Origin of the sequence: Clostridium sp. YIM B02551 (assembly GCF_022324735.1) — a bacterium.
Lineage (GTDB): Bacteria > Bacillota > Clostridia > Clostridiales > Clostridiaceae > Clostridium_T > Clostridium_T paridis.
The window spans coordinates 94,936-120,464 of record NZ_JAKGTF010000008.1 but is presented as its reverse complement, the minus strand read 5'-3'; the positions used below and the strand labels follow the sequence as shown (position 1 = coordinate 120,464).

Here is a 25,529-nt window from a genome sequence, read left to right as displayed (position 1 = left end):
TTTACTTATTATGAAATTGTGGCAGATATTTCTTATGAGCTTCTAATAATTCATCAAATAGTATCTTTGCCATTTTATCAGATTGTACAAGTGGATTTATAGTCAAAGCCACTATTCCTGCATTATAATCACCCTCTGCAGCTGCCTTTGCTCCAAGTATTTCAAAACTCTTTAATTGTTGAATTAATCCCCTTATTTGTATAGGTAAACGTCCCATTGTTATTGGTTTAGGACCATCCTTAGTTATAATACAGCTAACTTCTACTGCAGAATTATAATCTATATCGCTTATAGCTCCTCTATTCATTGTATCAACTGGTTGAATATCTCTTTTATCATTATAAATAGAATTAATTAACCTACATGCAGCATCACTATAATATGCTCCACCTCTTTCCTCTAATTGCTGAGGTTTAACATCTAAGTCAGGATCCTTATATATTTCGAATAGTTGTTTTTCTAAATCTTTAACAACCTCTGCCCTTGTTCCATTAGCTGAAAACTTTTCTAGTTCATTTTGAAGCATATACTCTTTCATGAAATAATATCTTGCATAACTACATGGCAATACACCTAGTCCTTCCAAGAACGAATCTTCCCACCTTATACCATCAATATTTTTGACTTCTGATCCTGCATTTGTTTCAATCATTTTTTGTATTACTTCTTTAGTGACAACCTTTCCATCCAAGTATATATTTAGACCAAATACCAAGTGATTTAGTCCTGCAAAATCAATTCTAATTCTATCAACATCAACTTCAAGTAACTTAGCTGTTGATTTTTCTAATCCTATTGGAACGTTACATAATCCAATCACTTTATCAATAGCTCCATATTTTAATAATGCTTCCGTAACCATTCCAACTGGATTTGTAAAATTAATTAGCCATGCATCAGGACATAACTCCTTCATATCTTTAGTAATATCTATTAACACAGGTATTGTTCTTAATCCTTTAAATAAGCCGCCAGCTCCATTTGTTTCCTGCCCTATATACCCATGACTCAAAGGTATTCTTTCATCCTTTTTTCTTGCATCTAATAAGCCAACTCTCATCTGAGTAGTAACGAAATCTGCATTTTTTAGTGCTTCTCTTCTATCTAATGTTAAGTGAATATCAATTGGCACTCCAGCCTTTTTTACCATTCTTTTTGCCAATTCTCCTACTGCTTCTAACTTTTCTTTTCCAGCTTCTATATCAACTAGCCATAATTCACTCACCGGTAGCTCATTATATCTCTTTATGAATCCTTCAACTAATTCTGGAGTATAGCTGGATCCTCCACCAATTGTAACTATTTTTAATGAATGCATTTTTAATCCTCCTTATTAAATTTTTCATACATATTAATAAATTGTTCTGCTAAGTCCCTTACTGTTACAGCATTCATTAAGTGGTCTTGTGCATGTACCATTAATAACCCTATATTGACTTTTTCTCCTTTAGCTTCATTTTGTATTAATGATGTTTGTATATTATGTGCCTTTTCTAAAGCTTTATCTGACTTCTTTATTAATTCTCTTGCTCTAGAAATATCATTATTTTGTGCTGCCTCTATAGCCTCCATTGAATAATTCTTTGCATCTCCACCATTTATTATTATTTCCATTATTACTTCTTGCATTTTTAAATTCTCCTTCGTATGACATATCTATTGATCATTTACTACCACACTTTGTTCTTGCTCATCTTGTAGTTCCTCTTTTACTTTTTGCTTGTCCCACATATTAAAGAATGGATACCATATTGCCATGGCTACAAGTAAATTAACAAGTTGTAATATTGCTCCTGATATCTTTCCACCAGTTGCTAAGTATCCACTTACAAATATCGGCATTGTCCAAGGCACTGCTATTCCCACTGGTTTAGGTACTAATCCTATTTTCATTGACATATAAGCTATAATAACCATTACTACTGGCGCAAATATAAACGGAATCATTAAAACTGGATTTAAAACTATTGGTGTTCCGAATAATATTGGTTCATTAATATTAAATAAACCTGAACCTACTGATAATTTACCTAGAGCCTTTAGTTGCTTGCTTCTTGCTCTAAAAATCATCAAAAGCGTAAAAATCAATGTTGCCCCTGCGCCTCCAGCGAAAACGAATACATCTACAAACGTACTGGTAAATATATTTGTTACTGGCTCTCCTGATTGATAGGCTAATCTATTAGCATCATTTAATGTGAGTAGTACTGGTCCTAATATTCCTCCCATGATAGCTCCACCGTGAATACCAAAACACCATAATAATCCAACTAACAATGTGTAAATAATTGCCCCTATTAAACTATTACCTAACCCTGATAACGGAGCACTAATAATTTTTGTAATAAGTGTATGCACATCTCCAAATGTTGTCATTTCTAATATCAACTTTATTATCCAGAAAAATGTCAAAACTACTGCTGCTGGTATTAAAGATGCAAAAGACTGTGACACAGCTGAAGGAACACCCTTAGGCATTCTAATCACTATACCCTTTTGAATAACTTTTCTATATATTTCTGTCGATATTAATCCAACTATAATTGCTACAAATAATCCTTTACTTCCCATAAGAGCTATTGGAATTCCTCTTACTGCATATGCTTGTGTTGCACCTTCTGGTTTAAAGGCAATGCTAAAAGGTGTTACTAAAAAGAATGCACATAATGCAATTGCCCCTGCTGCTAAGGCTTCAACCTTATAGCTTTGAGCTAGCCTATACGCTACTCCAAGTACTGTTATTATAGCCATAATATCAAATGTAACTCCAACTACATATCCTAACTTATCTGCCCACCCAGCTCCAAATATTGATGCAATAAGTTCTGGAAATCCAGGTATAGGCAAGTTTGCAATTACTAAAAATACTGACCCTACAATTATTAAAGGCATAACTAATAGCAATCCATCTTTCATAGCCGTCAAATGCTTTTGTTCTGTCACCTTTTCTGCCAAAGGCATAAGCAACTCTTCTACTTTACTCATAATTTTATTCATTTAACTTTACCCCCTATTAATTAACCTCAATGCTTGTTTTAGTACATTTTTACCATCAACACGCCCATAGTCCACAGTGCTTATTAGCTCAACTGGAATGGACTTTTCATCTGCCACACTCTTTATGTGCTTTAACTTAAATTTTATTTGTGGTCCTACCAAAACCACATCTGCTTCCCCAATATTACTCTCCAAAAGGCTAACTGATATTGCCCAAATTTTTGCCTCTATACCTTGTTCTTTTGCTGCATCTTCCATAGATTCTACTAATAAACTTGTAGACATCCCTGCTGCACAACACAATAAAATTTTCGTCATACTTAATCCTCCTTAAATCGCATATTTATAATTACATTAATATACAAAGCAAGTTCAGTGCCAACTATTTAAATTATCATAACCACTTGCTTACCAAATTAGTGTTATAACACTAATCTATAATCTCTACAAAATAAATAATAGTGTTATAACACTACGTTAAACACTATTATTTAAAAGTTACATCTCTGAAAAGAATTCAGTTATATAGCAATACTCGTCTTGTGTAATTGTTATATCGTATTTATCAACAATTACCTCTAGCTCCTTTTTCACTAGATTATACATCTCCAAATTATTATCCTTATATTCGTTACTATCTTTAAATTCAACTGCTGTTTCTTCTTTCAATAATCGGTCTACCATACATGCAATATGCATTGCTATTGGTATGAATATCTCGCTACTTAAAGTATTATTAGTTTTCTTTTGGAAATTAAATAAAACTTGTACCACATCATTATAAAGAATCTCTCCATCAGTATTCTTAATATGTTGTTTGAGTGTTTCATTAAGCTGTTCATAAGTACACTTAATATCAATGATATCCTGGATTTTATCTATAGCCTTTAAGCTTAACATATCATTTAAAGTATATTGTGGAATATCTACTTGTAACTTTAGTGAACTAACTATACAAACTACTTCTTTATCCTTTTCTATATTCTTCACATAACTCTCAAAATTCTTCTTGTTATTTATACTTAAAGGTACTATCTCGAAAATATTTTTATTGTATCTTAAATGACTCCTTAAATAGTTAGCCATAATATCTGCACTACCCTCACCTGTGAGGCACGCTGTAATAACAACATATTTTTTCTTATAATTCGTTTCTTTTTCTACGTATTTTACTTCCTTATCTATAATCAAACTATCATATATATCATTTAGCTTATCTCCTATTAGTGCTTTTCTAGTAGCTTCTATTACATGTATAGTACTAACATTAGTTATTTGTTTAATCTTTACATTAAGTTCTTCACTCAGTATTGTACTAATGGATACTAATGAACCCATATCAACTAAGAAAAGGTACCCCTCTTTTCTATTATTTTTTATAAAGTTTCTTAAAATATCTAAAATATCCATCCTGCTTTTGTCCAAAGGCAGATCTATTCCTATTGCATATTTTTCTCCTAAAAGTTTATTTGCAACCTTCACCATAGATGTGGCAGTTGAATCGCCATGACATATTACTAGTACGCCTACACGTTTCTCAGGTATCTTTATACCTTTATCTTCTCTTACTAGAAACAGAGTTATGTATCCTGCTTCGTCTATCGGAAGTGTAAAATCTAACTTGTCCTCAATTACTTTAATAATCTCTAATGCAGTTTCGAATTCTAGTCTATGTTTAGTTCTTATATAAAATAACTGAGGATTTAAAATGTGCCTGTTAGTTTTCACTTGTTCAATTGCAGTATTCAAATATAATACTAATCCTATACTTGTATTTTTACTCAATCTTCTATTAAGCTTTCTATATATGATTTCTTTAAATTCCTCTATTAAACCAGCAATGCTTTCATCCACTAAGCTATTTAAAATCTTTTTATCATTAGACATATATTTATTAAAATAGTTATCAAATTCTTTTTGAAGCATCTTATTAACTTCTTCTTCATCTAGTGATTTATTTTTCAAGTCTTTTACTTTTTCACTAATAAAATCATATATACTTGTTCTAATATTACTGTCACTAGCTATTACTATAGTATCGTCTTTATTTATTGTTAGGTACTTTCCATTCTCTCCTATATTTTCTAACAAGTCTTCATTATCCTTTCCTAGGTATAAGTATTCACTTATATAACTAGGTAAGTCACTTGTATTTATTTTTATAGAACCCTTTTTTTCTGTTAAATAATCAGCATATGCTTTTGCACAAACCAGTTGTATATCTGATTTTAATTGTCCTATATTATTTGGGCATGGATACTGCAAAAATGCTTTTAATGCATTTATTGAAAGCTTAATCTCCTTCTGTAATCTAAAACTCTCATCTCTAAAAAAAGTTCTTATCAGATTTAAACGTTCCTCACTTCCTCTTTCTTTTAAACTTGGTATACTTATAGTCATTGGAATTCTTCTCGTAAACGTATTAAGTAAAGTTGACGAAGGCTCTTCTGTAGTTGCACAGATTAGCAAAACGTTTGCTTTTCTTTCACAGTCAGTCTCCCCTAATCTCCTAAATTTTCCTTGATCTAAAAAAACGAAAAGCATCTCCTGACCTTCTGACGGTAATCTATGCACTTCATCTAAAAATAATATTCCTTTATCAGCTTTTTCAATTAATCCCTCTTTGTCTGAAATTGCACCAGTATATGCACCTTTTTTAGCCCCAAATAGTTGACTCAATAACAACTGAGGGTTATTTACATAATCTGCACAATTAAAAATTATAAAAGGAGAGTTCTTTTTAATTGTTTGCATTTCAATGGCATATTTATATATCAGTCCTGCAAACATTGATTTTCCAACACCTGTTTCTCCTAATATAAGCATATTCATTCCTCTAGGGGGGTATAATACCGCTGCTTTTGCTTGGTTCCCACACAGCTTTAAACTTGGATTATTCTTAACAAACTCGTCTAATAAAGTATCAGCTCTTCTATTACTTCCCTCATTATTTATGGACACCTTATTTTTAGTAGTTGGATAATATAAAACAGGACGTCCATTTGATTTTCTTACCTTGCCAAGGTCATGTAGTTTATTTAATTCATTACTAATATTAGCTCTACTTAATTTTAGTTCATGAACTAATTCTTGAGTGGAAACTCCAGAATTACTATTATGTTTGCTCACCTCTAATAATTTTTCATAAATAAGATCTTGTTTTTTTACCCTAACCACCATATTCTCATATACTCCTAATATCTCATATTGTTAACTTCTAATTAGTCTTATTATCTTAACCATGTTCTTTTCCTTGATAATAATCATTATCTTCCATTGCCTTATCTATAGCATTTAATACTTCCCATTTTTTTAAGCTCCACATAGGTCCAATCAATAGGCTTCTTGGAGCATCTCCAGTTAATCTATGCACCACCATATTTTGAGGAATTATATTTATACTTTCACATATAAGTTCTATATACTCCTCTTGGGTAAGGAATTTTAACCTTCCTTGCTCATATAACTTTACCATTGGTGTATCCTTCATTAAATGCAATAGGTGGAACTTTACTCCTTGTATATCCTTATTAGAAATATATCTAATAGTCTCAAGCATTTCTTCCTTGCTCTCTTCAGGAAGGCCAAATATAGTATGTACAACTACATCAATTCCTCTTTCTCGTAACTTTTTTAAAGCCTCTTCAAAAACATCTAAAGTGTATCCTCTATTAATAAGCTTGGCTGTCTTTTCATGAACTGTTTGTAATCCTAGTTCTACCCATGTATATACTTTGCTATTCATTTCCTCAAGCAAATCTAAAACTTCGTCAGATAAGCAGTCAGGCCTTGTAGCTATTGCTAATGCCACTACATCCTCTTGCTCTAATGCTTCTTGATACTTATTTTTTAAAACTTCAATGGGTGCATAAGTATTTGTGTACGCTTGAAAGTATGCTATATACTTTCCATTCTTCCATTTCTTTGCCATCATATCTTTAATATCTATGAACTGCTTCGAAATAGAAAAGTTTCTATCTCCTGCATAATCTCCCGAACCTCTTTCACTACAGAACAGACATCCTCCGCTACTAATTTTTCCATCCCTATTTGGACAGGAAAATCCTGCATCTAATGAAATTTTAAAAATCTTTTCTCCGAATTTCTCTCTTAAAAAATAGTTTAAACTTAAATATCTTTTGTTATCCCAAAGGACTTTTTCCATTTGCTCACCTTTTTCTATTTATTGTACATGTACATTATACTAAATATACAAAATCCTTTTAAAGTATCTTAGTCATTTTAATATTAAACCTAGGATGCTTTAAAAGGAATATTTAATCTAACTTCTCAATGTATACATATATATTATATTACAATTTTTCTATTTTTGAATCCTTTAAACCTACTGAATATTCTCCAAGAACATCTTGTCTTACACCTTTTACTCCATCTATCGGCTCAACTTTAAAATACAATTTATAATCATTAACATTCTTTACAATTAAGTTATACATATTCTTAGGAAAATTTTCATCAAACTTTATATCTAAGGCATCTCCACTACTAGCTTTGTAGATATTTATTCCTCTCCTTCCGCTTTTATCCGAATGCTGCACTATAATATTTTCTTCATCTTTACCGAAAATCATCATGTCTACCTTTTTATCAGTGTATATATCTAAGGTCACAATCTTCTTACCAATTGGTGTTTCAAGTATGCCTGATGTTTCTGTTCCACTGCTAGCTCCTCCAGCGCCTGAGCCACCACCTGCTCCAACTCCTGAACTATCTCCTACTTCTCCACTAGCTTTTTTCTTTTCTTCTTCATCTATTTCAACTATTCCTAGAATGGTCTTATCTCCATCCTTTGCTGTTATTGCTACTTTCTTCCCTTCATAGGCAATACTAGCTACTCCAAATTCCTTAGGAACAATGTTTTCTTTGTAAATAGGAGCTTTATTAATCTTTGGATATATTTCTCTTGGGAAGTTTGAAAGCCTCATTAATAAATATCCTCTTACATCATCTCTATATTTCACTCTTAAGAAAGAATCTTGACTATAAACTTCCAACTCAGTTGAAGATTGTACATCATCTATTTGATATTCTCCACTTTCACTTTTATCAATCTTTACTGCATAATTATCTAAGCTTCCATTTGGACCATCTGGTGAAGACTTTACGACTCTATACATGTAATAGATATTTTTTCCTGTTTCTTTTGTATCCCTTTTTTTATATGTGATTATTGGATTTCCCTTTTTCTCTATATTCTTATTATTACCATTTAAATCTGGAGTACTAATTCTTCTCAAGTTTGTAAAATCATTTTTTGATAAGTAATCAATATATTGATTTGCAAGCTGTTCACTCTTTACATAATCAAAGCCTGCATCAGCACTTGCACTATCTAAGTTATTTTTGCTCTTTTTACAGGCTATTAATGAAATACTTATTATAAATATAATAAAAATACTTATTGCTCGTTTCAACTTAATACCTCCATTCTTTAGTTTATAAATTTAGCTTTTCCAAAATAAAATAAACTATTTATCGAATAACATTGAGAATAAATAAAGACACTCATTTATATATTTTATATATAATGCATAAATTTTTTAATCGCATATTGGGAGATTATTAGGAGGGATATACTTGAAGGTAGAAATCAAAAAAATTTTTCAAGTTGCTGCAGTGTTTATTGGAACTATTGTTGGCGCTGGACTTGCCTCGGGAAAAGAAATAACTCAATTTTTTACTGTCTACGGTGTTAAAAGTTTTATTGGAATAGCCTTATGTGGTTTATTCTATATTCTTATGGGAATTATTATTTCCCGAATAGGAATAGATAATGATCTAGATTCCTACTCTCAGGTAATAAAGAAAGTAAGTCCAAATATATTAGGAAATATCACTGGGATTATTACAACATTATATTTAATATCAAGTGCCTCTATTATTCTTGCTGGCTCTGGAGCACTCTTAAATCAATTTTTTGGAATTCCAAAAATCGTTGGAACACTTATAATGCTTATTTTGGCACTTATGACCCTACTTAGAAGTACGAAAGGACTTATTGAAATAAATTCTATAATAGTCCCATCACTTATAATTGTAATTATAACTATTATGCTACTCTATATTTTTTTCTATAATGACTTTTTAACTTTTAAAAACTTAAATTCATTTCCTGTTCAAAAAGAACATTGGCTTATTTCAACTATTTTGTATTCTGGATATAATATACTTTGCTGTAGTGGGGTTTTAGTTCCTTTAGGTAAAGAAATGAAGAAGAAAAGCACTTTATTTTGGGGCATAATATTGGGAGCTATTGGTTTAACCCTCTTATGCTTCTTAATAAATATTATGCTAATGTTAAACCAACCTTATATATATAAATATGAGATACCTTTACTTTATGTAACAAATAGGTTTGGAAACATCATCCAAGGATTTCTACTTATAATTATTCTTCTCGAGATGTTTTCTACTGAAGTTTCAGATGTTTTTTCAATAAGTAAAACTCTTGAGCAAAGCTTTAAAATCCCATTTAAAATTGGAATATTCATAATTATATTTATAGCTCTTCCTATTTCACAACTTGGTTTCACTAATCTAATTTCCACCTTATATCCTATGTTTGGATTATTAAGCTTAATTTTCATTGTTCAATGCTTATATTTTTATATTAAGAACTATGTAATAAAAAATAAGTAATTTATTTTAACGCCTCCTAGATGTATAATCTTTAGGAGGTGTTTTTAATGAATTCTTTAGATATGTTAAATAATTGCAATTTATGCTATAGACAATGTAACGTTAATAGGAATAATAATATTCTAGGGTACTGTAAGGCTGGAAAAAATCTAAAAGTAGCTAGAGCTGCTTTACACTTGTGGGAAGAACCTTGTGTTTCAGGAGAAAGTGGTTCTGGAACTGTATTCTTTTCTCATTGCAACTTCTCCTGCGTATTCTGCCAAAATCATCAGATAAGCCAAGAACATTTAGGCAAGGAGATTACTATTGAGAGATTAAGTGAGATATTCCTAGAACTTCAAGTTCAAAATGCTAATAACATTAATCTAGTTACTCCAACTCACTATATTCCTCAAATAATTGAAGCTATTAAAATCTCTAAAAATAAAGGTCTTTCAATTCCAATTCTTTATAACACAAATGGTTATGATACCTTGGATTCAATTAAAGCTTTACGTGGCTTCATTGATGTTTACTTGCCTGATTTTAAATATTATGATGATAAATATGCTATAAAGTACTCTAACGTTAAAAATTATAGAGAAAATCTTATGCCAATTCTCATGGAAATGTATGACCAAGTTGGGGATGCTAAGTTTGATAAGAATGGTATTATCCAAAAAGGTATGATTATTCGCCACCTTATGTTGCCATCTCTACTTTTTGATTCAAAAAAGGTTGTAGATACAATCCATGAAACATTTAATAACAAGGTTTATATTAGTATAATGAACCAATACACTCCAATGAATAAATCTTATAATTTTCCTGAGATAAATAAGCCTCTTAATCCAAAGCACTATGATTATCTTGTAGATTATGCTCTTTCCATCGGAGTAACAAAGGGTTTTGTTCAAGAGGAAGGAAGTAGTTCTAAATCATTTGTTCCTAGTTTTTTAAACGAAGGCGTTTAATAAATAAAGTGGAATTTAAGGGAGCCATATAGCTCTCTCAAATTCCATATTTTTATAACATATTATCATAATAAGAAACTCTTGGCATTTCAGTATTGGCAAAATTATAGCCAATTGGTGGTACAAATATCTTTTCCTCTCCATCTATTGATGACCTTAATTCTGCTATTTTAGTAACTCCTACATAAACATCAGATATCTTATACCATGTAGCATAATCTACAACCCCTGTTTGTGGTAATGAAAATACACCTTGAAATACTTTTACAGCTTCAGCTACTTTAGGTCCGTACTTTCCATCTACATTTAATTTAGGAATAGCTGGATAATTCTTAGAGATAGCGTTTAAGTAAGTTTGAATATCTCTTACAGGCTGACCTGTTGAACCAGTCGTTAAGGTAGTTCCTGGATATGACTTAGGTATTCCTTTTACCTGTGGAGCAGTTGATAATTCTATATCACTTCCGTAGTAATTTGTTAGTATTTCATATGGAGGTGTTCCTTGATCTCCCATATACTTACTTCCCCATTGACTTAACCATTGAGGACATTTAACTCTCTGTCCATCACAATATTGTGTAAGCAATGGTTGTTTGCTTCCTGACCTTTTTACAAAACTAGTAAAGATTTCATCAACAACTCTACTTATATTTTCATATATATTTCTCCCATAGTTAAATGCATGGTCAAAAGCCGTAGAATTTGTAATATCAAAGCTCTTCCCTTTTCCTCTATACCATTCTGTAAATACTCTATTTAGTGTAAATGAAAGTATGCAATATACATTTGCTCTTATAGTATTTTCTGACCAAGTTGAATAAATCTCACAAGATGCAACATTCTTGATATAATCTGTAAATCTAACAGTATAGTTAGGTCCTTCTGAATCTGGTGTACCTTGATGCACTATAACAAACTCTGGTACGACTGGTTGGGATAAAACAACTCCACTCGAAGGTGGTGGCAAAGGTTTTTCAGGACTTTCAGGTATTTTAGGTGGAAAGACACCAAAAAGTGTGTTTGCTTGTATAATTATTATTTGTTGTCTAGTGGCTCTATTAGTATTCTCATTCAAATTTGCTGGTTGAATTGCAGTTCTTTCCGGAAATATCTGGCATCCCCTGATATTTAATGGATCAAAGCCGCTTCTTTCTACTTTTACATCACATAGACTATAAGGCATTTGCGCTGAAGGGTTTTGGGAGTATTCTACTGGAGGGGCATCTACTTCAATTTCAGGTGTAAGGCCTGAACTATCAGTTACAACATCATATACTTGACTTCCACCCCCTTGGGTATTTACTGTTATTCTACTATTATCTACAGGTACATAGCTATTCCTTACAAAACATTGCACCTTTATTCTTCCTTTTGGCAAAGCTTTATTCTCCCTTAAATTACTTTCTAGGTTATTATATGAAAAAGTAGTTATATTGTACTTATACTATAAAATCAAATGAATATTTTTATAGTTATCCACAAAAAACACATTACTACCTCCTTCATAAATCGTTGATATTAAAAAGTTTCTTGGTGAGTTATCCACAATATTATTAACTTTATCCACATTTTCCCCACATCTTATAAACTTAAATAAAAAAGTAGTTGTAAGCTCATCTGACTTACAACTACCCTCTTTTATATATTAAAGTTCTATTTCTATCTTATCCAACTTAGCTAGTGGTTTTATATCCTTTATACTTACTGTATCTGTAACTAAGTTTCCTTTATTTGAAACTAATAGAATTTTTGTGTTATCTAATTTTTTGACTTGTCTTACTATTCTTTTTCCTTGGTGCTCTAAAAGCATAATACTATTGTTCTCAATTTCTTTTACAGAGTGAACTAAAGCTTTATCTCCCTTAGATATTCTAAATCCAAGCATATCATCTTCTTCAATTACTATGTAAAATACTTTATCTATTGTATATCCATTAATTTTATTTGAATGTACTGGTAACTCAACTGCTCCAAGTTCTTTTGTAAAATCATAATTATAAATAGGTACTTTTCTAAAAACTGAACTAAATGCATTGCTCCAATCTTCATTTACCTCTCTAAGATCCATCTTAGGAGTCGCAATAGACGGAGCTACCTTTCTAACAGGTTCCTTTTTAACTTCTTTCATCAATTCTTCATCAGTTACAACCATGCTTATATCATTTAAATCTGTATTTAATACTTTCCCTATTCTATCTATTAGATTTTCACTTAATACTTTTCTTCCAAGCTCTACTTCATTTATATACTTTTCTGCTAAACCAAGTTTTTTTGCTAAAGCCTTCTGAGTTAAGCCACTACTTTCTCTAGCATTTTTTATCTTTTCACCAACTCTACTCAAAGTTCTTTCTTCCTTCCGCTAGTTTTTTCAAATAGTCAAATTACAAATAAATTTCTCTATTTATTTTTTTGCATTTGCTTTATACCATTCTCTCTCTTCAACTAAGTGCTCTACTAAATACTTAAAACTCCAATTTATAGATGTAGGTGTAACTACTGCCTTGATTGCATTTGGAGAAATGCCTTTTATTATACTAAGCATTATCTTAAGTTCCTCATCAGTAAAATTATTAAAGACTACCACTTGCTCTTTAGATGAATTGCTTTCAAATGTCTCAAACCTTAATCCGTCAATTATATCCTTAAGTTTCATATTTATCATCTCTTTTGATACAATGACTGTATCGTATTTATCTGAGTTAAGAACACTGCTTTGCTCTTGACTAAATCCATAAACTAATACAGTTTTTTGGTTATTCAACATATACATCCCTCACTTAAATTGTTTCTGGTTCATCATATGATACGCCTAAAGTATCAACTTTAACTGACTTAATTACTTGATCCTCATATGGTTTATCTCTAAAATCTGTTTTTGTAGCTACTATTTCATCAGCAACTTCTATACCCTCGATTATTTTACCAAAAGAAGCATATTGTCCATCTAAATGTGGAGCATCTGCTACCATTACAAAAAATTGACTTCCTGCTGAATCTGGATGCATTGCTCTTGCCATTGATAAAACACCTTTACTATGCTTTAATGCGTTTTTAAATCCATTGCTTGTAAATTCTCCTTTTATTGAATATCCTGGGCCGCCAGTTCCCTGACCTTCTGGACATCCTCCTTGTATCATAAATCCTGGAATTACTCTATGGAATATCAATCCATCATAAAACCCTTTATTTATTAAACTAATAAAATTTTTCACTGTATTTGGAGCAATATCAGGATATAATTCTGCCTTCATCTCCTTGCCATTTTCCATTGTTATTGTAACTATTGGATTACTCATTTGTCTTTCTCCTTTCAACAATAAAACATTAAATATATACCCTATATATTATTATATATTTAACGCCAAATAATTCCTATATTTATTAAAGATTATACCTAAACAATTGGATATTATCAATTACTCTATAATAATTAAAATAAACTTCTTATTTATTTTCTTCATAATAATTAGAGACAAAAAAAAAGAGGTCATTCCTCTTCATTTCTGAGGAATTCCACTTTGGAATTCCAACCACATATCTAAATCATTTTGCTTTTAGACAAAATTCTCTAGCGCAATATTATCATTTTCTCTATATAAATAAACTTTAACTGTTTTTATTATGCTGTATATGCTGTACCTTTAACCACTCTAGTATAGTCTTCATAATTTGATAAGTTTTTCACATTTACTTGATTAAAAATATAATCTCTTCCTTGCTTATTTATTAGATCAGTGAATAAACAACATAAAAATGTACTTGGAATTCTCTTGAATCCTTCAAAATCTAGAACCACTTCTTCTTGGATATTTTTTTCTACCATATCCCTAACTATAATAGCATCCTCTACTGCAAGCTTTTCTCCTAAACATTTTTTGATTTTAATTTCCATAAAAAACACCCCTTATTTACTGAATAATAGAATTTATTTATATCACTTTATCTTTTATTTAAATTTTCAGAAAATTCTCTCCCTGTTAATAATATATCAAACTCTCAATAGTCTGTCAATATTTTAACAAACTTTTCTTTTAAAAAAAATTAGAAGCTCTCTTAACTCTTCTAATTTTTATATTATCTATGTTATATTTTTTCTAAGCATTTATTAATGTATGACTCAATTTTATCTTTTCTTCCAATGTATTATATATTTTAACATATCCTTTTTCTGACTCAATTTGCTTTATTTCATTCCTAATTAATTTTCTTTTTAACTCTTTTACAGTCCCCAGACTTCCATCAAGAATTGTAACCTTTTCTCCAACAACTTTTTGTATTGTTTCTTTAACGAAAGGATAATGTGTGCAACCCAAAACTATTGAAGCCATCTCTTCTTTTGAAGCCTCTTCAAGAATCTTCTTAAGAAATTGCTCCAATCTCTCCCCATTTAAGATCCCATTTTCCACAAATTCAACTAATCCTGGACATGGAAGCGGATATATATCCTTTCCAAAAGAATATTCATTCATTAAATTCTTAAACTTTTTTTCCTTCAGAGTAGCATTTGTAGCCATAATAACAATCCTTCCCGATTGCTGCAATTCTACTGCTGGCTTTAATGCTGGTTCTATTCCTATAATAGGAATATTTGTATATTTTACTCTAAGCTCCTCTATAGCTACTGAAGTTGCTGTATTACATGCAACCACAATTGCCTTTACTCCTTTTCCTAATAAAAATTCAACATTCTCTAAAGTTAATCTTTTTATCTCTTCTATAGATTTAACACCATAGGGTGCATTAGCTGAATCTCCTAAATAAATATAGTTTTCTTCTGGCATATATTCAATTGCTTTCTTTAAAACGCTTAGTCCCCCAACTCCAGAATCAAAGAAACCTATAGGGCTATTCTTAATAAGCTCTTCCATCATGTTATCACTCCATTAATTAAGTTCATATAAATAAGCTATTAATAATTAATATATATTAATTATATCACCTAATTATTAGAAATGTATTATGATTTTTATAGCTACATTTTTAACTATCTAAAAATAGCTTTCAGATGCTGAAAATAGTAGTGATTATGTAATAATTTTGGTTCATTTATATAGTTATTGTTAAAATTCTATAGTATAATTATACTTATCTGTTACTAGTATGAGGTGTTATTTATGAGGCTGGTGCCTATTGAGTGTATAAAAGAAGGAAGTTTTTTAGCTAGAACTATTTTCGATGAAAATGGTCGAACTCTTCTAAAGGAAGGGATTAAATTGAATACGGCACTTATCAAACGGATAAAATCCATCAATATCTTCTCACTTTACATAATTGATGAATATAGCTACAGTGATATAGAAGATATAATCAAACCTGAATTAAGGCAAAAATCTATTAAGATTGTTAAAGATACTTTTTCTAATATAGAGAGAATTGCTAATTACATATTTGATTCTAGCACCTCTTCAAAAGATAAAAATCTTTTACTTAAAGAAAGAGAAGGATACTTAAAAAACATCTATGATGTGGCTTTAGAATTAATTGATAATATATCTGCCAACAAAAATATACTTGTTAATTTGGTAGATATTAAAAGTATGGATAACTATACATATCAGCATTGTGTTAATGTTGCTGTTCTTTCATTAGTTATGGGAGTCGCTTTAAGATTGCCACGTTCAGACTTACAGGATTTATGTATCGGTGCTCTAATTCATGATATAGGCAAGGTATGTGTTCCAAAGGAAATAATTCTAAAAGATGCTGAGCTGACAGAGGAAGAATTTAATATAATTAAGTCTCATCCTCAAAAAGGTTATGATTACATAGGCAGTACTACAGAACTTAGTTCAGTGGCTAAAATGATAATATTACAGCATCACGAAAAACAAGATGGTACTGGATATCCTTTTGGCTTAACTGGTAATGAGGTTAACCCACTTGTAAAAATAGTTGCTATAGCTGATGTATATGATGCGTTAACTTCTGATAGACCTTATAAAAAGGCTGCTACACCTAATGAAGCCTTAGAATACATTATGGCTAATGTTGGTACTCATTTTGATATAAATTATGTTGATTTATTCACGAAAATTATCGTCCCATTCCCTACAGGTACCATTGTAAAATTAAGCAATGGAGAAATTGGCGTTGTGGAGGAAACCCCTCCTAATTACCCATTGAGACCTAGAATAAAAATATTAAAAAGTCCATTAGATGAAAATAGAGTGGGTTCCATCATAAACTTATTAAAAGATTTATCCCTTGTTATTTCTGGGATTCAATATGAAGTTTAAAGTACATAATTTAAAATAGGACATTAAAGAATTTATATTCTTAATGTCCTATTTTTTATCTTAAATTTAAGAATTTAATGCAATATAATTCTTGCTCAATATTTCAAAGGAATAAAAACTTGCCTTCTGAAATGGATTGTTATTTATGATTTCTTCTGCCTCTTTTAAGTTTTCTGCTTGAAAAATCATTGTAACCCCATCCTTATTATATTTCCCTCCACAAAGAAGATACTTGTCAAAAAGTCCTTTCTTATTCTTATGGGAATTTTCTTTTATACCCTCTTTAAAGCTTCTATCAAGTTTATAGTTTATCTTAACAAATATTCCACTAGTCTTTTTCATATTAATAACCCCCTAAATAAATCTATATAAAGAGATTATCAATTCTCTTTACATAATAAATACTATGCCAATCTATCTATATTTATTACTATTATTTTGATGCGAACATATATTCTATATTTATATATTATCGAACACATGTTCAACTGTCAACACTTATTTACGTCTTTCAAATAAATATTTATATTAAGGGGTGCACTCTTAAATCTCTATTTCACATCCTATCGCTTTTAAGGCTTGAACTGCCTCATTCCTCTTATCATCTTTTACTAATATATAATCTGTATCATAAGTTGATATTGCAAAAATGCTTATCTTATGCTGTGCAAGTGCACTACTTATAGTTGATAATATTCCAATTAATGAAAAATCCAAAGGTCCTTGCACTTTTAAAGCTCTCCATTGTTTCTCACATTCTATTCCTTCAGGAATATTTTCTTCATTACATACTATAGATAATTCATCATGGGTTTTAGTAATGGAATAAATATCGCTTTGCAATGCCCACCTAGGTATTTCGTCTTCAGCGCTTAACCTACAAACTCCATAAAATTTTTCTAATAGTTTCAATTTTAATTTAAAATCCTGCATTTATTATTTATCCTTTCTACTGCTATTTTAAAAATATTAAAAGCCTAGGAGGACATCACTACGATATCTCCCAGGCTTTTATCCTTCCGTGTACACAATAATTATAATTGTGCGTTTTCTCTCGGACCTGACCAATTCTTTTTTTGCGGAACCCTAGAAAACTTTTCTCCACTTTATTAATTTAATTATATCTTACTCTTCTACAATATTAAATACTTCAAGATCCTTTTTACAGGTTTGATTAACTTTTACATTTACTATAGCATTAAAAGTATCTAATGCTGTAACTACTCCAATATTTCTCTCTACCGCTGCTCTTCTTAAATTAAAGCCATCCCTTTTAGAATCATTGCCTTTAGTAGGAGTATTAATCACTAGATCAACTTCCTTATTTTTAATTACATTCATTATATTTGGTTCTTCTTCTCCAAGTTTTCTTACTACTTCAGCATTTAATCCTTCTTTTCTTAAAAGCTCTGCAGTTCCTGATGTTGCAACGAATTCATAATCTAGTCCCTTTAATTTTCTAACTATACTTAGGAATTCCTCTTTATCATGATTATTTATAGTTGCTAATATTTTTCCAGTATTTCTTTCTGGATATAACCCTGCTGCAAGCATTCCTTTATATAAAGCTTCTTCTAGAGTTTTACCTACTCCTAACACCTCACCTGTAGATTTCATTTCAGGTCCTAATGAAACCTCTACATTAGGAAGCTTTTGAGTTGAGAATACTGGAACTTTTACTGATACAAGTTTAGGTTCTCTATATACATCCACACCATATCCTAAATCTTTAAGTTTTTCACCTAACATAACCTTAGTAGCTAAGTCAACAATTGGTACCTTGCTAACTTTTGATATATATGGCACAGTTCTCGATGCTCTAGGATTAACTTCAATCACATATAGCTTATCTTGATATTCTATAAATTGAATATTAATCATTCCCTTAATGCCTATTTCAAGTGCAAGCTTCTTAGTATATTCTAACACCTTATCCTTAATTGACTTACTAAGATTTTGACTAGGATACATTGTTATAGAATCACCTGAGTGAACTCCTGCTCTCTCTAAATGTTCCATTATACCTGGTATTAAAACATCTTCTCCATCTGATATCGCATCTACTTCTATCTCTCTTCCCATTAGATACTTATCTATTAATATAGGATTTTTAGTGTCTTTCTCAAAGGCATTACTTAAATAATATATCAACTCATCTTCATCATGAGTTATTTCCATGCCTTGGCCACCTAATACATAGGATGGTCTAACCAGAACTGGGAATTCTAATTCTCTTGCTTCTTTAATTCCATCCTCTATTGTCCATACTCCTTTTCCTTTCGGTCTACTTACTCCAAGTTTTTCTAGCATTTCATCGAACTTTTCTCTATCTTCTGCTAAATCAATTTGGTCTGCAGTAGTTCCTAGTGTCTGAATATCCTTTTCTTTTAAGAAGTTAGCTAATTTTATTGCTGTCTGTCCTCCGAATTGAAGTATTACCCCATCTGGCTTTTCTTTTTCAATTATATTAAATACATCTTCTTCCGTTAATGGCTCAAAATATAACTTATCAGATATATTAAAATCTGTACTTACTGTTTCCGGATTATTATTAACTATAATAGTTTCAATCCCCAATTTTTTAAGAGCTATTACGCAGTGAACTGATGCATAGTCAAATTCTATACCCTGACCTATTCTTATAGGTCCCGACCCTATAACCATCACTTTCTTTTTGTCTGATACCTGCACCTCATCATATTGTTCATAGGTAGAATAATAGTATGGTGAAAGTGCCTCAAATTCTCCTCCACAGGTATCAACCATCTTGTAACTTGGTTTTATATTCCATATACTCCTAAGCTTAAATATATCTTCTGGAGTGGATCCTAGTAAATCTGCTATTCCTTTATCTGAGAAGCCTTTTCTTTTTAAATTTTGTAGCCATTCTTTATCTAATTGTTCAAGCTTACTTAGTTTTAATCTTTGTTCTTCTTCAACAATCCACTTAAACTTTTCAATAAAGAATATATCCATTCCAGTTATTCTTGATACATGCTCAACTCTATAATCTCTTCTTAACATTTCTGCAAGAGCAAAGATTCTCTCATCATCTGGAGTTTTTATTCTTTCTCTAAGTTCCTCTAAGCTTAAACTTCTGAACTTTTTATGCTCCAAAGAATACTTTCCAATCTCCAAACTTCTAATACCTTTTAAGAATGCTGCTTCAAAATTAGCTCCTATTGCCATTATTTCCCCAGTAGCCATCATCTTAGTCCCTAACGCCCTATCTGCTGAGAAGAATTTATCAAATGGCCATTTTGGTATCTTAACAACCACATAATCTAATGTAGGTTCAAAGCATGCATAAGTTTTCTTAGTAACTGCATTTTCAATTTCATCTAGTCCATATCCTAATGCTATTTTTGCTGCCATCTTTGCAATTGGGTATCCAGTCGCTTTAGACGCTAGTGCTGATGAACGCGAAACTCTAGGATTTATTTCTATAACTGCATACTCAAAAGAGTCTGGATTTAATGCAAATTGTACATTACATCCCCCTTCAATTCCCACTGCATTGATTATATTTATTGATGCCGTTCTAAGCATTTGATATTCTTTATCTGATAATGTTTGGGATGGAGCTACAACTATTGAATCTCCAGTATGGATTCCTACTGGATCAATGTTTTCCATATTACAAACTGTTATGCAGTTTCCATAGGAATCTCTCATTACCTCATATTCTACTTCCTTCCATCCTTTAACACTCTTCTCTAACAAGCATTGGTGAATTGAGCTTAATTGTAACCCTGAAGCTAATGTTACATTTAATTCCTCTTCATTATTTACTATTCCTCCACCTGTTCCCCCTAAGGTATATGCTGGTCTAACAACTACTGGGTAACCTATTTCATTAGCTACCTTTCTTCCTTGCTCTAATGTTGTTACAATTTCACTTTGAATTACAGGTTCATTTATTCTTTGCATCATGGCTCTGAATAATTCTCTATCTTCACCCTCTTTAATGGATTCAACAGAAGTACCTATTACTTTCAAATTATATTTATCTAATATTCCTTTTTCATACAACTCTACAGTTAAGTTTAGCCCTGTTTGGCCACCCATTCCTGCAAGTAGAGAATCAGGTTTTTCTTTTTTTATTACTTTCTCAACAAACTCTACAGTTAATGGTTCAAGATATATTTTATCAGCTACTTCTTTGTCAGTCATAATTGTAGCCGGATTTGAATTTACTAAAACAACCTCTATTCCTTCTTCTTTTAAGGCTTGGCAAGCTTGTGTTCCTGAATAATCAAATTCTGCTGCCTGCCCTATAATAATTGGACCCGAGCCTATAACTAATACTTTTTTTATATCTTTATTTAATGGCATTTCCTTACCTCCTAATACTTCTAAGCTTAAAGTGAATATTTCATAAATTTATCAAAAATATATTCTGAATCTTTTGGCCCTGGGCATGCTTCTGGATGGAATTGTACTGAATATATAGGTAATTCTTTATGCTTCATTCCTTCTATGGTTCCATCGTTTAAATTAACATGAGTTACCTCTATATTTTCTGGTAATGTGTCAACAACATATCCATGATTTTGTGATGTTATATGCACTCTATTACTTTCCAAATCCTTAACTGGATGATTACATCCCCTGTGTCCAAATTTCAGCTTTGAAGTTTTTCCTCCTAAGCTTAAGGCTAAAAGTTGATGACCCAGGCAAATTCCTACTATAGGTTTCTTTCCAACTAGGTTCTTAATATTTCTAATTACATCCGGAAGATCTTCTGGATCTCCAGGACCATTTGATAAAAATATTAAATCTGGATTAACCTTTAATATTTCTTCTGCCTCTGTATCTGCAGGAAATACAGTTACCTTGCATCCTCTATTCAAAAAATTTCTTATTATATTTTGTTTTATTCCAAAATCCATTATTGCTACATGTTTTCCAGCCCCATCTATTGTATATATTTCTTTAGAGGTAACTGTCTTAACTGCATCCTCATTGGAATAACTATTGAGCTTAGGTTTAGCTTCTTGAAGACTGATATCTTCTAAGGTAATTATGCCTTTCATAGTTCCATTATTTCTTAGTATCTTTGTTAATGCTCTTGTATCGATTCCTTCTAATCCTATAATTTTATTTTGTTTTAAATAATCTTCTATTTGAAATTCACATCTGAAATTACTAGGGTAAGAACATTGTTCTCTTACAATAAATCCTTTAACTTTAACTGATTTAGATTCTACGTCTTCTAGATTTATTCCGTAATTTCCTATAAGCGGATAAGTCATAGTGACAATTTGTCCATAATACGAAGGGTCTGTTAAAACCTCCTGATATCCTGTCATCCCAGTGTTAAAAACTACTTCTCCAACACTTTCTTTTAAATATCCAAATGCTTTACCTTCAAATATAATTCCATTTTCCAATATTAGCTTTGCTTTCATAATAGCCCTCCTAATTTAACTATTAAAGCCAAGAATACACCTTTTTATCTAAGAAAGATCCCTTATTCTTTTGCATAAACAAAAGGATAATAAAGAGATTAAACTATATCATTAATCCCTTTATTATCCTCCAAATAGTTAAACGCAAAAACGCGTATAAAGACAAAGCTGTTAAGTTTTTAATATCAAATGTTAACATAACAACATACTCCTTTCTGGCCTCACAGGACCAATTTAAAGTGTATCTAACTTTATTTTCTTAAAGATATTCTATGTTATAGTATTCCATTTGTCAAGAAGGTATATCATTCCTTCTTTTGTAATATTAAATAAAACAGCATATATAAAGGGATTTATTAATTCTTCTATTTATACATAATTTATTCATTTCTTTCTTAAAATATACTTAGCCCCCAATTTAATAGTCAGTATATATCTTTATTATACTTTTCTTTATATATTTATTCAAGATATTTGTTATATTTATACGATAATTATGCATATTTATTCATAATTTTTCTATTAATCCCTATATCTAATACCATTTTTTATAATGCAAAAGGACTGTTACAAAAGTAACAGTCCTTTTCCTTGCCTAATTATTATACCTTGTCTTATTTTGAAGCCTTCTTAATTATTATCTATCCTAGTTATTATGTCAATGGATTTAGTAATTATATTTATTTTTTTCCTTAATTTTTTTATTTTTTTATTCATAATACTTAAATTCTACTTAGTAACCATTTTATGAATACTGAATATAATACTAATTGAGATTAATATAAAAGGATGTTTTTATGTATAACTCATATGAAAATTTTGACTTTGATTCCTCAACTGTTAGATTTTTTTCTCATGGTGAGGAAATAGATGAAGTTGGAGAATTTGAAGTAGACGTAAATTATAGTATTCCTCCACTTTTTAGGTTTATTAGTCTAGAAGAAGAATATGGTGATGGCTATAGAGAAGAAGAGGAGGATGTATTCTTCAATCCTATATATGGCTATAGGCAAATTCCAAATAATATGATGCCTCCAAATATAGTAGATCCTTCAGCATTTCAATTTTCTCCAAACTATCCAGGCAACCAAGTTCCTCCGAACTATCAATACAATCAACAAGGTGCACCTGGTAAAATGCCAAGTGCTGCAGGCCCCATGAGTAGTCCACCTAATTTTGTTCCTTCAAAGTCTGAAAGCAAAAAGTATGGCACTGAAAAAGGAGTAGGCGCTTATAAGGTTGACTATGGTGCAATAAGGCCTTGTACTAATAGATTTATATACATTTGGCAAAGGAATGGTAATGCTTACTGGGCTTACTTAACTTATGTTGGTCCAAGGTCCGTAGCTGGATGGAGATGGATGGGCTTTAGATGGGTATACTTTGGCTTAGATCTAAATAGAATAGACAGCTTTACATGTTATTAATAAACAACTAATACCTATAAAATTAAACCCACAGAATATTATAAGAATTCTGTGGGTATTTTCATACAAATGTATCATTGCTATACAAACAATTGTGAACTTATAAGTTTTTTAGTATATTCCTCTTTGGGATTCTCTAATATCTTCATAGTTTCTCCTATTTCAACTATCTTCCCCTTATTCATTACTGCAATTCTATCACATAAGTGTTTTACCACCTTTAAGTCATGGGAAATAAACAAATAAGTAAGTTTCAATTCCTTTCTTAGGGTTTCTAAAAGATTGAGTATTTGACCCTGTATAGATACATCTAAAGCTGAAACCGGCTCATCACATATTATAAAACTCGGTTTTGTTGCTATAGCTCTAGCAATTCCTATTCTCTGCCTCTGTCCTCCACTCATTTGATGCGGATACTTGTATTTATCACTCTCAGATAGCTCTACCAAGTTTAGTAATCTTGTTACCTCATAATCTAGTTCTGAATTATCAACTATTTTATGAAGTTTTAATGGTACTTTTAGTAATTCATCAATTGTCATTAGTGGATCTAACGTCCCTTGACTTGCCTGGAAAATAATTTGCAAGTCTTTTCTTAACCCTCTCATAACATCATCATTTATTTTGGTTAAGTCCATATTTTTATAAATTATTTTACCTTCATCTGCTTTTATAAGATTTAGAATTAGTGATGCAGTTGTACTTTTACCACATCCACTTTCACCAATAAGGCCTAAAGCCTCTCCTTCTTTGATTTCAAAACTCACATTATCAACTGCTTTAATAAGATTCTTCTTAGAAAGAATATTTTTCTTTACAATATAGTGCTTAGATAGATTTTCAATTATTATTATATTTTTATCCTCTTTATTCAAAAAAATCACCTGTATCTTCTAAAATACATCTTACCCTTCTACCATCTATATTTCTTACCTTTGGTATTCCTTCTAAACATCTAGAACTCTTATACTTACATCTATCATAAAATGGGCATTGATCCTTAAACTCATCCGGACTAGGTGCTTTCCCTATTAGAGAGTATAATTCCTTATCATTATTATCTAAAGATTCTACGCATCTTATGAGCTCTTTAGTATATGGATGTAGTGGCTTGTTAAGTATGTCCTTAGTACTACCTTCCTCCATAACTAATCCTCCATACATTACAACTACTCTACTACAAATATATCTAACCACATCAAAATCATGTGTAATTATAATTATTGAAGATTCATCCTTTATATTTATATCTTTTAAAAGATCTAATACCTTCTTTTGTAAGGAAGCATCTATAGCCGCTGTTGGTTCATCTGCAATAATTATCTCTGGTGAGCAGAGGGTACTCATTGTAATAAGCACTCTTTGACAAAGCCCTCCGCTTAACTGCCAAGGAAACATATTATAAACAATCTCTGCATTATCGATTCCAACTTTTCTCATAGCTACTATTATTCTATTTTTGTCATTACTCTCCCCATGAACTTTTAAAACTTCTCTTAGCTGTTTACCCACTTTCTTATAGGGGTTTAATGCAGCGCTAGCATCTTGAAATATATATGATATTCTTTTGCCACGTATTTCACGCATATCTTTCTCTCTTAATTTTGTAAGTTCAGTATTATCAAAAATTATGCTTCCACCATCTATTCTTAAATCAGAATCTTGCGTTAATCTAAGTACGGAAGATGCAGTTACTGTCTTACCACTTCCTGACTCACCTAGTATACCTAGAATCTCTCCTTTGTTAAGCTGAATATCAACACCTCTAATTACTTGAACAAATCCATTATTAGCTTTAAAAGAGAGCATTAGTCCACTTATATTAAGAATTGTATTATTATTCAT

General features: G+C 30.9%; 23 protein-coding genes and 1 riboswitch. Of the genes, 4 read left to right on the top strand and 19 right to left on the bottom strand.

All coding sequences use genetic code 11. The features are described 5' to 3' along the window. Position 1: 1 nt before the first annotated feature. The 7 genes from L1S47_RS11080 to L1S47_RS11050 form a co-directional block, all read right to left on the bottom strand. Positions 2 to 1,318, bottom strand: coding sequence for a 6-phospho-beta-glucosidase (locus L1S47_RS11080; RefSeq protein ID WP_238883623.1), 1,317 nt, complete (start codon positions 1,316 to 1,318; stop codon positions 2 to 4). Between the two features lie 2 nt (positions 1,319 to 1,320). After that, the gene (locus L1S47_RS11075; RefSeq protein ID WP_238883622.1) at positions 1,321 to 1,629 is read right to left on the bottom strand and encodes a PTS lactose/cellobiose transporter subunit IIA; all 309 of its coding nucleotides are present in this window, start codon (positions 1,627 to 1,629) and stop codon (positions 1,321 to 1,323) included. Positions 1,630 to 1,656: 27 nt separating this feature from the next. Then, complete coding sequence (gene celB, locus L1S47_RS11070; RefSeq protein ID WP_238883621.1) at positions 1,657 to 2,997, bottom strand: PTS cellobiose transporter subunit IIC; 1,341 nt, start codon at positions 2,995 to 2,997, stop codon at positions 1,657 to 1,659. A gap of 6 nt (positions 2,998 to 3,003) precedes the next feature. Next, positions 3,004 to 3,315, bottom strand: a complete 312-nt coding sequence (locus L1S47_RS11065; RefSeq protein WP_238883620.1) for a PTS sugar transporter subunit IIB — start codon at positions 3,313 to 3,315, stop codon at positions 3,004 to 3,006. A gap of 180 nt (positions 3,316 to 3,495) precedes the next feature. Further along, positions 3,496 to 6,177 (bottom strand): sigma 54-interacting transcriptional regulator, encoded by a 2,682-nt coding sequence (locus tag L1S47_RS11060; protein WP_238883619.1) that lies wholly within the window; start codon positions 6,175 to 6,177, stop codon positions 3,496 to 3,498. Positions 6,178 to 6,232: 55 nt separating this feature from the next. Further along, positions 6,233 to 7,162, bottom strand: coding sequence for a TIGR01212 family radical SAM protein (locus L1S47_RS11055; protein WP_238883618.1), 930 nt, complete (start codon positions 7,160 to 7,162; stop codon positions 6,233 to 6,235). A 148-nt stretch (positions 7,163 to 7,310) separates the two neighbouring features. Further along, a complete protein-coding gene (locus L1S47_RS11050; RefSeq protein WP_238883617.1) occupies positions 7,311 to 8,432 on the bottom strand; it encodes a hypothetical protein in 1,122 nt (373 codons plus the stop codon). A gap of 163 nt (positions 8,433 to 8,595) precedes the next feature. On the opposite strand from L1S47_RS11050, the gene L1S47_RS11045 reads away from it, so the two are divergent. Next, entirely contained in the window at positions 8,596 to 9,657 is a 1,062-nt protein-coding gene (locus tag L1S47_RS11045) for a transporter (protein WP_238883616.1), read from the top strand. A gap of 47 nt (positions 9,658 to 9,704) precedes the next feature. Next, positions 9,705 to 10,610 carry a radical SAM protein gene (locus tag L1S47_RS11040; protein WP_238883615.1) on the top strand — a complete coding sequence of 302 codons (906 nt, stop codon included), beginning with the start codon at positions 9,705 to 9,707 and terminating at the stop codon, positions 10,608 to 10,610. A 52-nt stretch (positions 10,611 to 10,662) separates the two neighbouring features. Here L1S47_RS11040 and L1S47_RS11035 read toward each other — a convergent pair whose 3' ends face one another. From L1S47_RS11035 to murI, 6 genes are all read right to left on the bottom strand, one after another. Further along, the gene (locus L1S47_RS11035) at positions 10,663 to 11,988 is read right to left on the bottom strand and encodes a peptidoglycan-binding domain-containing protein (protein ID WP_238883614.1); all 1,326 of its coding nucleotides are present in this window, start codon (positions 11,986 to 11,988) and stop codon (positions 10,663 to 10,665) included. Positions 11,989 to 12,255: 267 nt separating this feature from the next. Then, the gene (locus L1S47_RS11030) at positions 12,256 to 12,951 is read right to left on the bottom strand and encodes a S24 family peptidase (protein WP_238883613.1); all 696 of its coding nucleotides are present in this window, start codon (positions 12,949 to 12,951) and stop codon (positions 12,256 to 12,258) included. Positions 12,952 to 13,011: 60 nt separating this feature from the next. Then, positions 13,012 to 13,374 carry a DUF3783 domain-containing protein gene (locus L1S47_RS11025; protein WP_202766779.1) on the bottom strand — a complete coding sequence of 121 codons (363 nt, stop codon included), beginning with the start codon at positions 13,372 to 13,374 and terminating at the stop codon, positions 13,012 to 13,014. A gap of 13 nt (positions 13,375 to 13,387) precedes the next feature. After that, on the bottom strand, positions 13,388 to 13,906 hold the full coding sequence (locus tag L1S47_RS11020) for a peptidylprolyl isomerase (protein WP_238883612.1): 519 nt from the start codon (positions 13,904 to 13,906) through the stop codon (positions 13,388 to 13,390). A gap of 323 nt (positions 13,907 to 14,229) precedes the next feature. Beyond that, on the bottom strand, positions 14,230 to 14,502 hold the full coding sequence (locus L1S47_RS11015) for an STAS-like domain-containing protein (RefSeq protein ID WP_202766777.1): 273 nt from the start codon (positions 14,500 to 14,502) through the stop codon (positions 14,230 to 14,232). A 202-nt stretch (positions 14,503 to 14,704) separates the two neighbouring features. Then, the gene (gene murI, locus L1S47_RS11010; RefSeq protein ID WP_238883701.1) at positions 14,705 to 15,478 is read right to left on the bottom strand and encodes a glutamate racemase; all 774 of its coding nucleotides are present in this window, start codon (positions 15,476 to 15,478) and stop codon (positions 14,705 to 14,707) included. Positions 15,479 to 15,724: 246 nt separating this feature from the next. Between murI and L1S47_RS11005 the strand changes: the two genes are divergently transcribed. Beyond that, positions 15,725 to 16,846: an HD-GYP domain-containing protein gene (locus L1S47_RS11005; RefSeq protein WP_238883611.1), complete on the top strand. Its 1,122-nt coding sequence runs from the start codon at positions 15,725 to 15,727 to the stop codon at positions 16,844 to 16,846. 66 nt (positions 16,847 to 16,912) lie between these two features. On the opposite strand, the gene L1S47_RS11000 is transcribed toward L1S47_RS11005, so the two are convergent. The 4 genes from L1S47_RS11000 to L1S47_RS10985 all read right to left on the bottom strand — a co-directional run bounded on the left by L1S47_RS11000 (position 16,913) and on the right by L1S47_RS10985 (position 22,257). Continuing rightward, positions 16,913 to 17,188, bottom strand: coding sequence for a hypothetical protein (locus tag L1S47_RS11000; protein WP_238883610.1), 276 nt, complete (start codon positions 17,186 to 17,188; stop codon positions 16,913 to 16,915). Between the two features lie 201 nt (positions 17,189 to 17,389). Next, positions 17,390 to 17,779, bottom strand: coding sequence for an ACT domain-containing protein (locus tag L1S47_RS10995; protein WP_238883609.1), 390 nt, complete (start codon positions 17,777 to 17,779; stop codon positions 17,390 to 17,392). Between the two features lie 65 nt (positions 17,780 to 17,844). After that, positions 17,845 to 17,947: riboswitch (guanidine-I (ykkC/yxkD leader) on the bottom strand. A 24-nt stretch (positions 17,948 to 17,971) separates the two neighbouring features. After that, positions 17,972 to 21,181: a carbamoyl-phosphate synthase large subunit gene (carB, locus tag L1S47_RS10990; protein ID WP_238883608.1), complete on the bottom strand. Its 3,210-nt coding sequence runs from the start codon at positions 21,179 to 21,181 to the stop codon at positions 17,972 to 17,974. Between the two features lie 26 nt (positions 21,182 to 21,207). Beyond that, positions 21,208 to 22,257, bottom strand: coding sequence for a carbamoyl phosphate synthase small subunit (locus tag L1S47_RS10985; RefSeq protein WP_238883607.1), 1,050 nt, complete (start codon positions 22,255 to 22,257; stop codon positions 21,208 to 21,210). Between the two features lie 797 nt (positions 22,258 to 23,054). On the opposite strand from L1S47_RS10985, the gene L1S47_RS10980 reads away from it, so the two are divergent. Next, positions 23,055 to 23,684: a hypothetical protein gene (locus L1S47_RS10980; RefSeq protein ID WP_238883606.1), complete on the top strand. Its 630-nt coding sequence runs from the start codon at positions 23,055 to 23,057 to the stop codon at positions 23,682 to 23,684. Positions 23,685 to 23,764: 80 nt separating this feature from the next. Here L1S47_RS10980 and L1S47_RS10975 read toward each other — a convergent pair whose 3' ends face one another. Further along, a complete protein-coding gene (locus tag L1S47_RS10975) occupies positions 23,765 to 24,559 on the bottom strand; it encodes an ATP-binding cassette domain-containing protein (protein WP_238883605.1) in 795 nt (264 codons plus the stop codon). Beyond that, complete coding sequence (locus L1S47_RS10970) at positions 24,552 to 25,529, bottom strand: ABC transporter ATP-binding protein (RefSeq protein WP_238883604.1); 978 nt, start codon at positions 25,527 to 25,529, stop codon at positions 24,552 to 24,554. Before L1S47_RS10970 ends, L1S47_RS10975 begins: the two co-directional genes overlap by 8 nt.

Coding starts and splice junctions, on each gene's coding strand:
- L1S47_RS11075 (WP_238883622.1), bottom strand. CDS start 1,629: ATGCAAGAAGTAATAATGGAAATAATAATAAATGGTGGAGATGCAAAG.
- L1S47_RS11025 (WP_202766779.1), bottom strand. CDS start 13,374: ATGTTGAATAACCAAAAAACTGTATTAGTTTATGGATTTAGTCAAGAG.
- L1S47_RS11055 (WP_238883618.1), bottom strand. CDS start 7,162: ATGGAAAAAGTCCTTTGGGATAACAAAAGATATTTAAGTTTAAACTAT.
- L1S47_RS10980 (WP_238883606.1), top strand. CDS start 23,055: ATGTATAACTCATATGAAAATTTTGACTTTGATTCCTCAACTGTTAGA.
- L1S47_RS11005 (WP_238883611.1), top strand. CDS start 15,725: ATGAGGCTGGTGCCTATTGAGTGTATAAAAGAAGGAAGTTTTTTAGCT.
- L1S47_RS11020 (WP_238883612.1), bottom strand. CDS start 13,906: ATGAGTAATCCAATAGTTACAATAACAATGGAAAATGGCAAGGAGATG.
- L1S47_RS10985 (WP_238883607.1), bottom strand. CDS start 22,257: ATGAAAGCAAAGCTAATATTGGAAAATGGAATTATATTTGAAGGTAAA.
- L1S47_RS11065 (WP_238883620.1), bottom strand. CDS start 3,315: ATGACGAAAATTTTATTGTGTTGTGCAGCAGGGATGTCTACAAGTTTA.
- L1S47_RS11060 (WP_238883619.1), bottom strand. CDS start 6,177: ATGGTGGTTAGGGTAAAAAAACAAGATCTTATTTATGAAAAATTATTA.
- L1S47_RS11040 (WP_238883615.1), top strand. CDS start 9,705: ATGAATTCTTTAGATATGTTAAATAATTGCAATTTATGCTATAGACAA.
- murI (WP_238883701.1), bottom strand. CDS start 15,478: ATGGAAGAGCTTATTAAGAATAGCCCTATAGGTTTCTTTGATTCTGGA.
- L1S47_RS10970 (WP_238883604.1), bottom strand. CDS start 25,529: ATGAATAATAATACAATTCTTAATATAAGTGGACTAATGCTCTCTTTT.
- L1S47_RS11080 (WP_238883623.1), bottom strand. CDS start 1,318: ATGCATTCATTAAAAATAGTTACAATTGGTGGAGGATCCAGCTATACT.
- L1S47_RS10995 (WP_238883609.1), bottom strand. CDS start 17,779: ATGCAGGATTTTAAATTAAAATTGAAACTATTAGAAAAATTTTATGGA.
- celB (WP_238883621.1), bottom strand. CDS start 2,997: ATGAATAAAATTATGAGTAAAGTAGAAGAGTTGCTTATGCCTTTGGCA.
- L1S47_RS11015 (WP_202766777.1), bottom strand. CDS start 14,502: ATGGAAATTAAAATCAAAAAATGTTTAGGAGAAAAGCTTGCAGTAGAG.
- carB (WP_238883608.1), bottom strand. CDS start 21,181: ATGCCATTAAATAAAGATATAAAAAAAGTATTAGTTATAGGCTCGGGT.
- L1S47_RS11000 (WP_238883610.1), bottom strand. CDS start 17,188: ATGAAAAAGACTAGTGGAATATTTGTTAAGATAAACTATAAACTTGAT.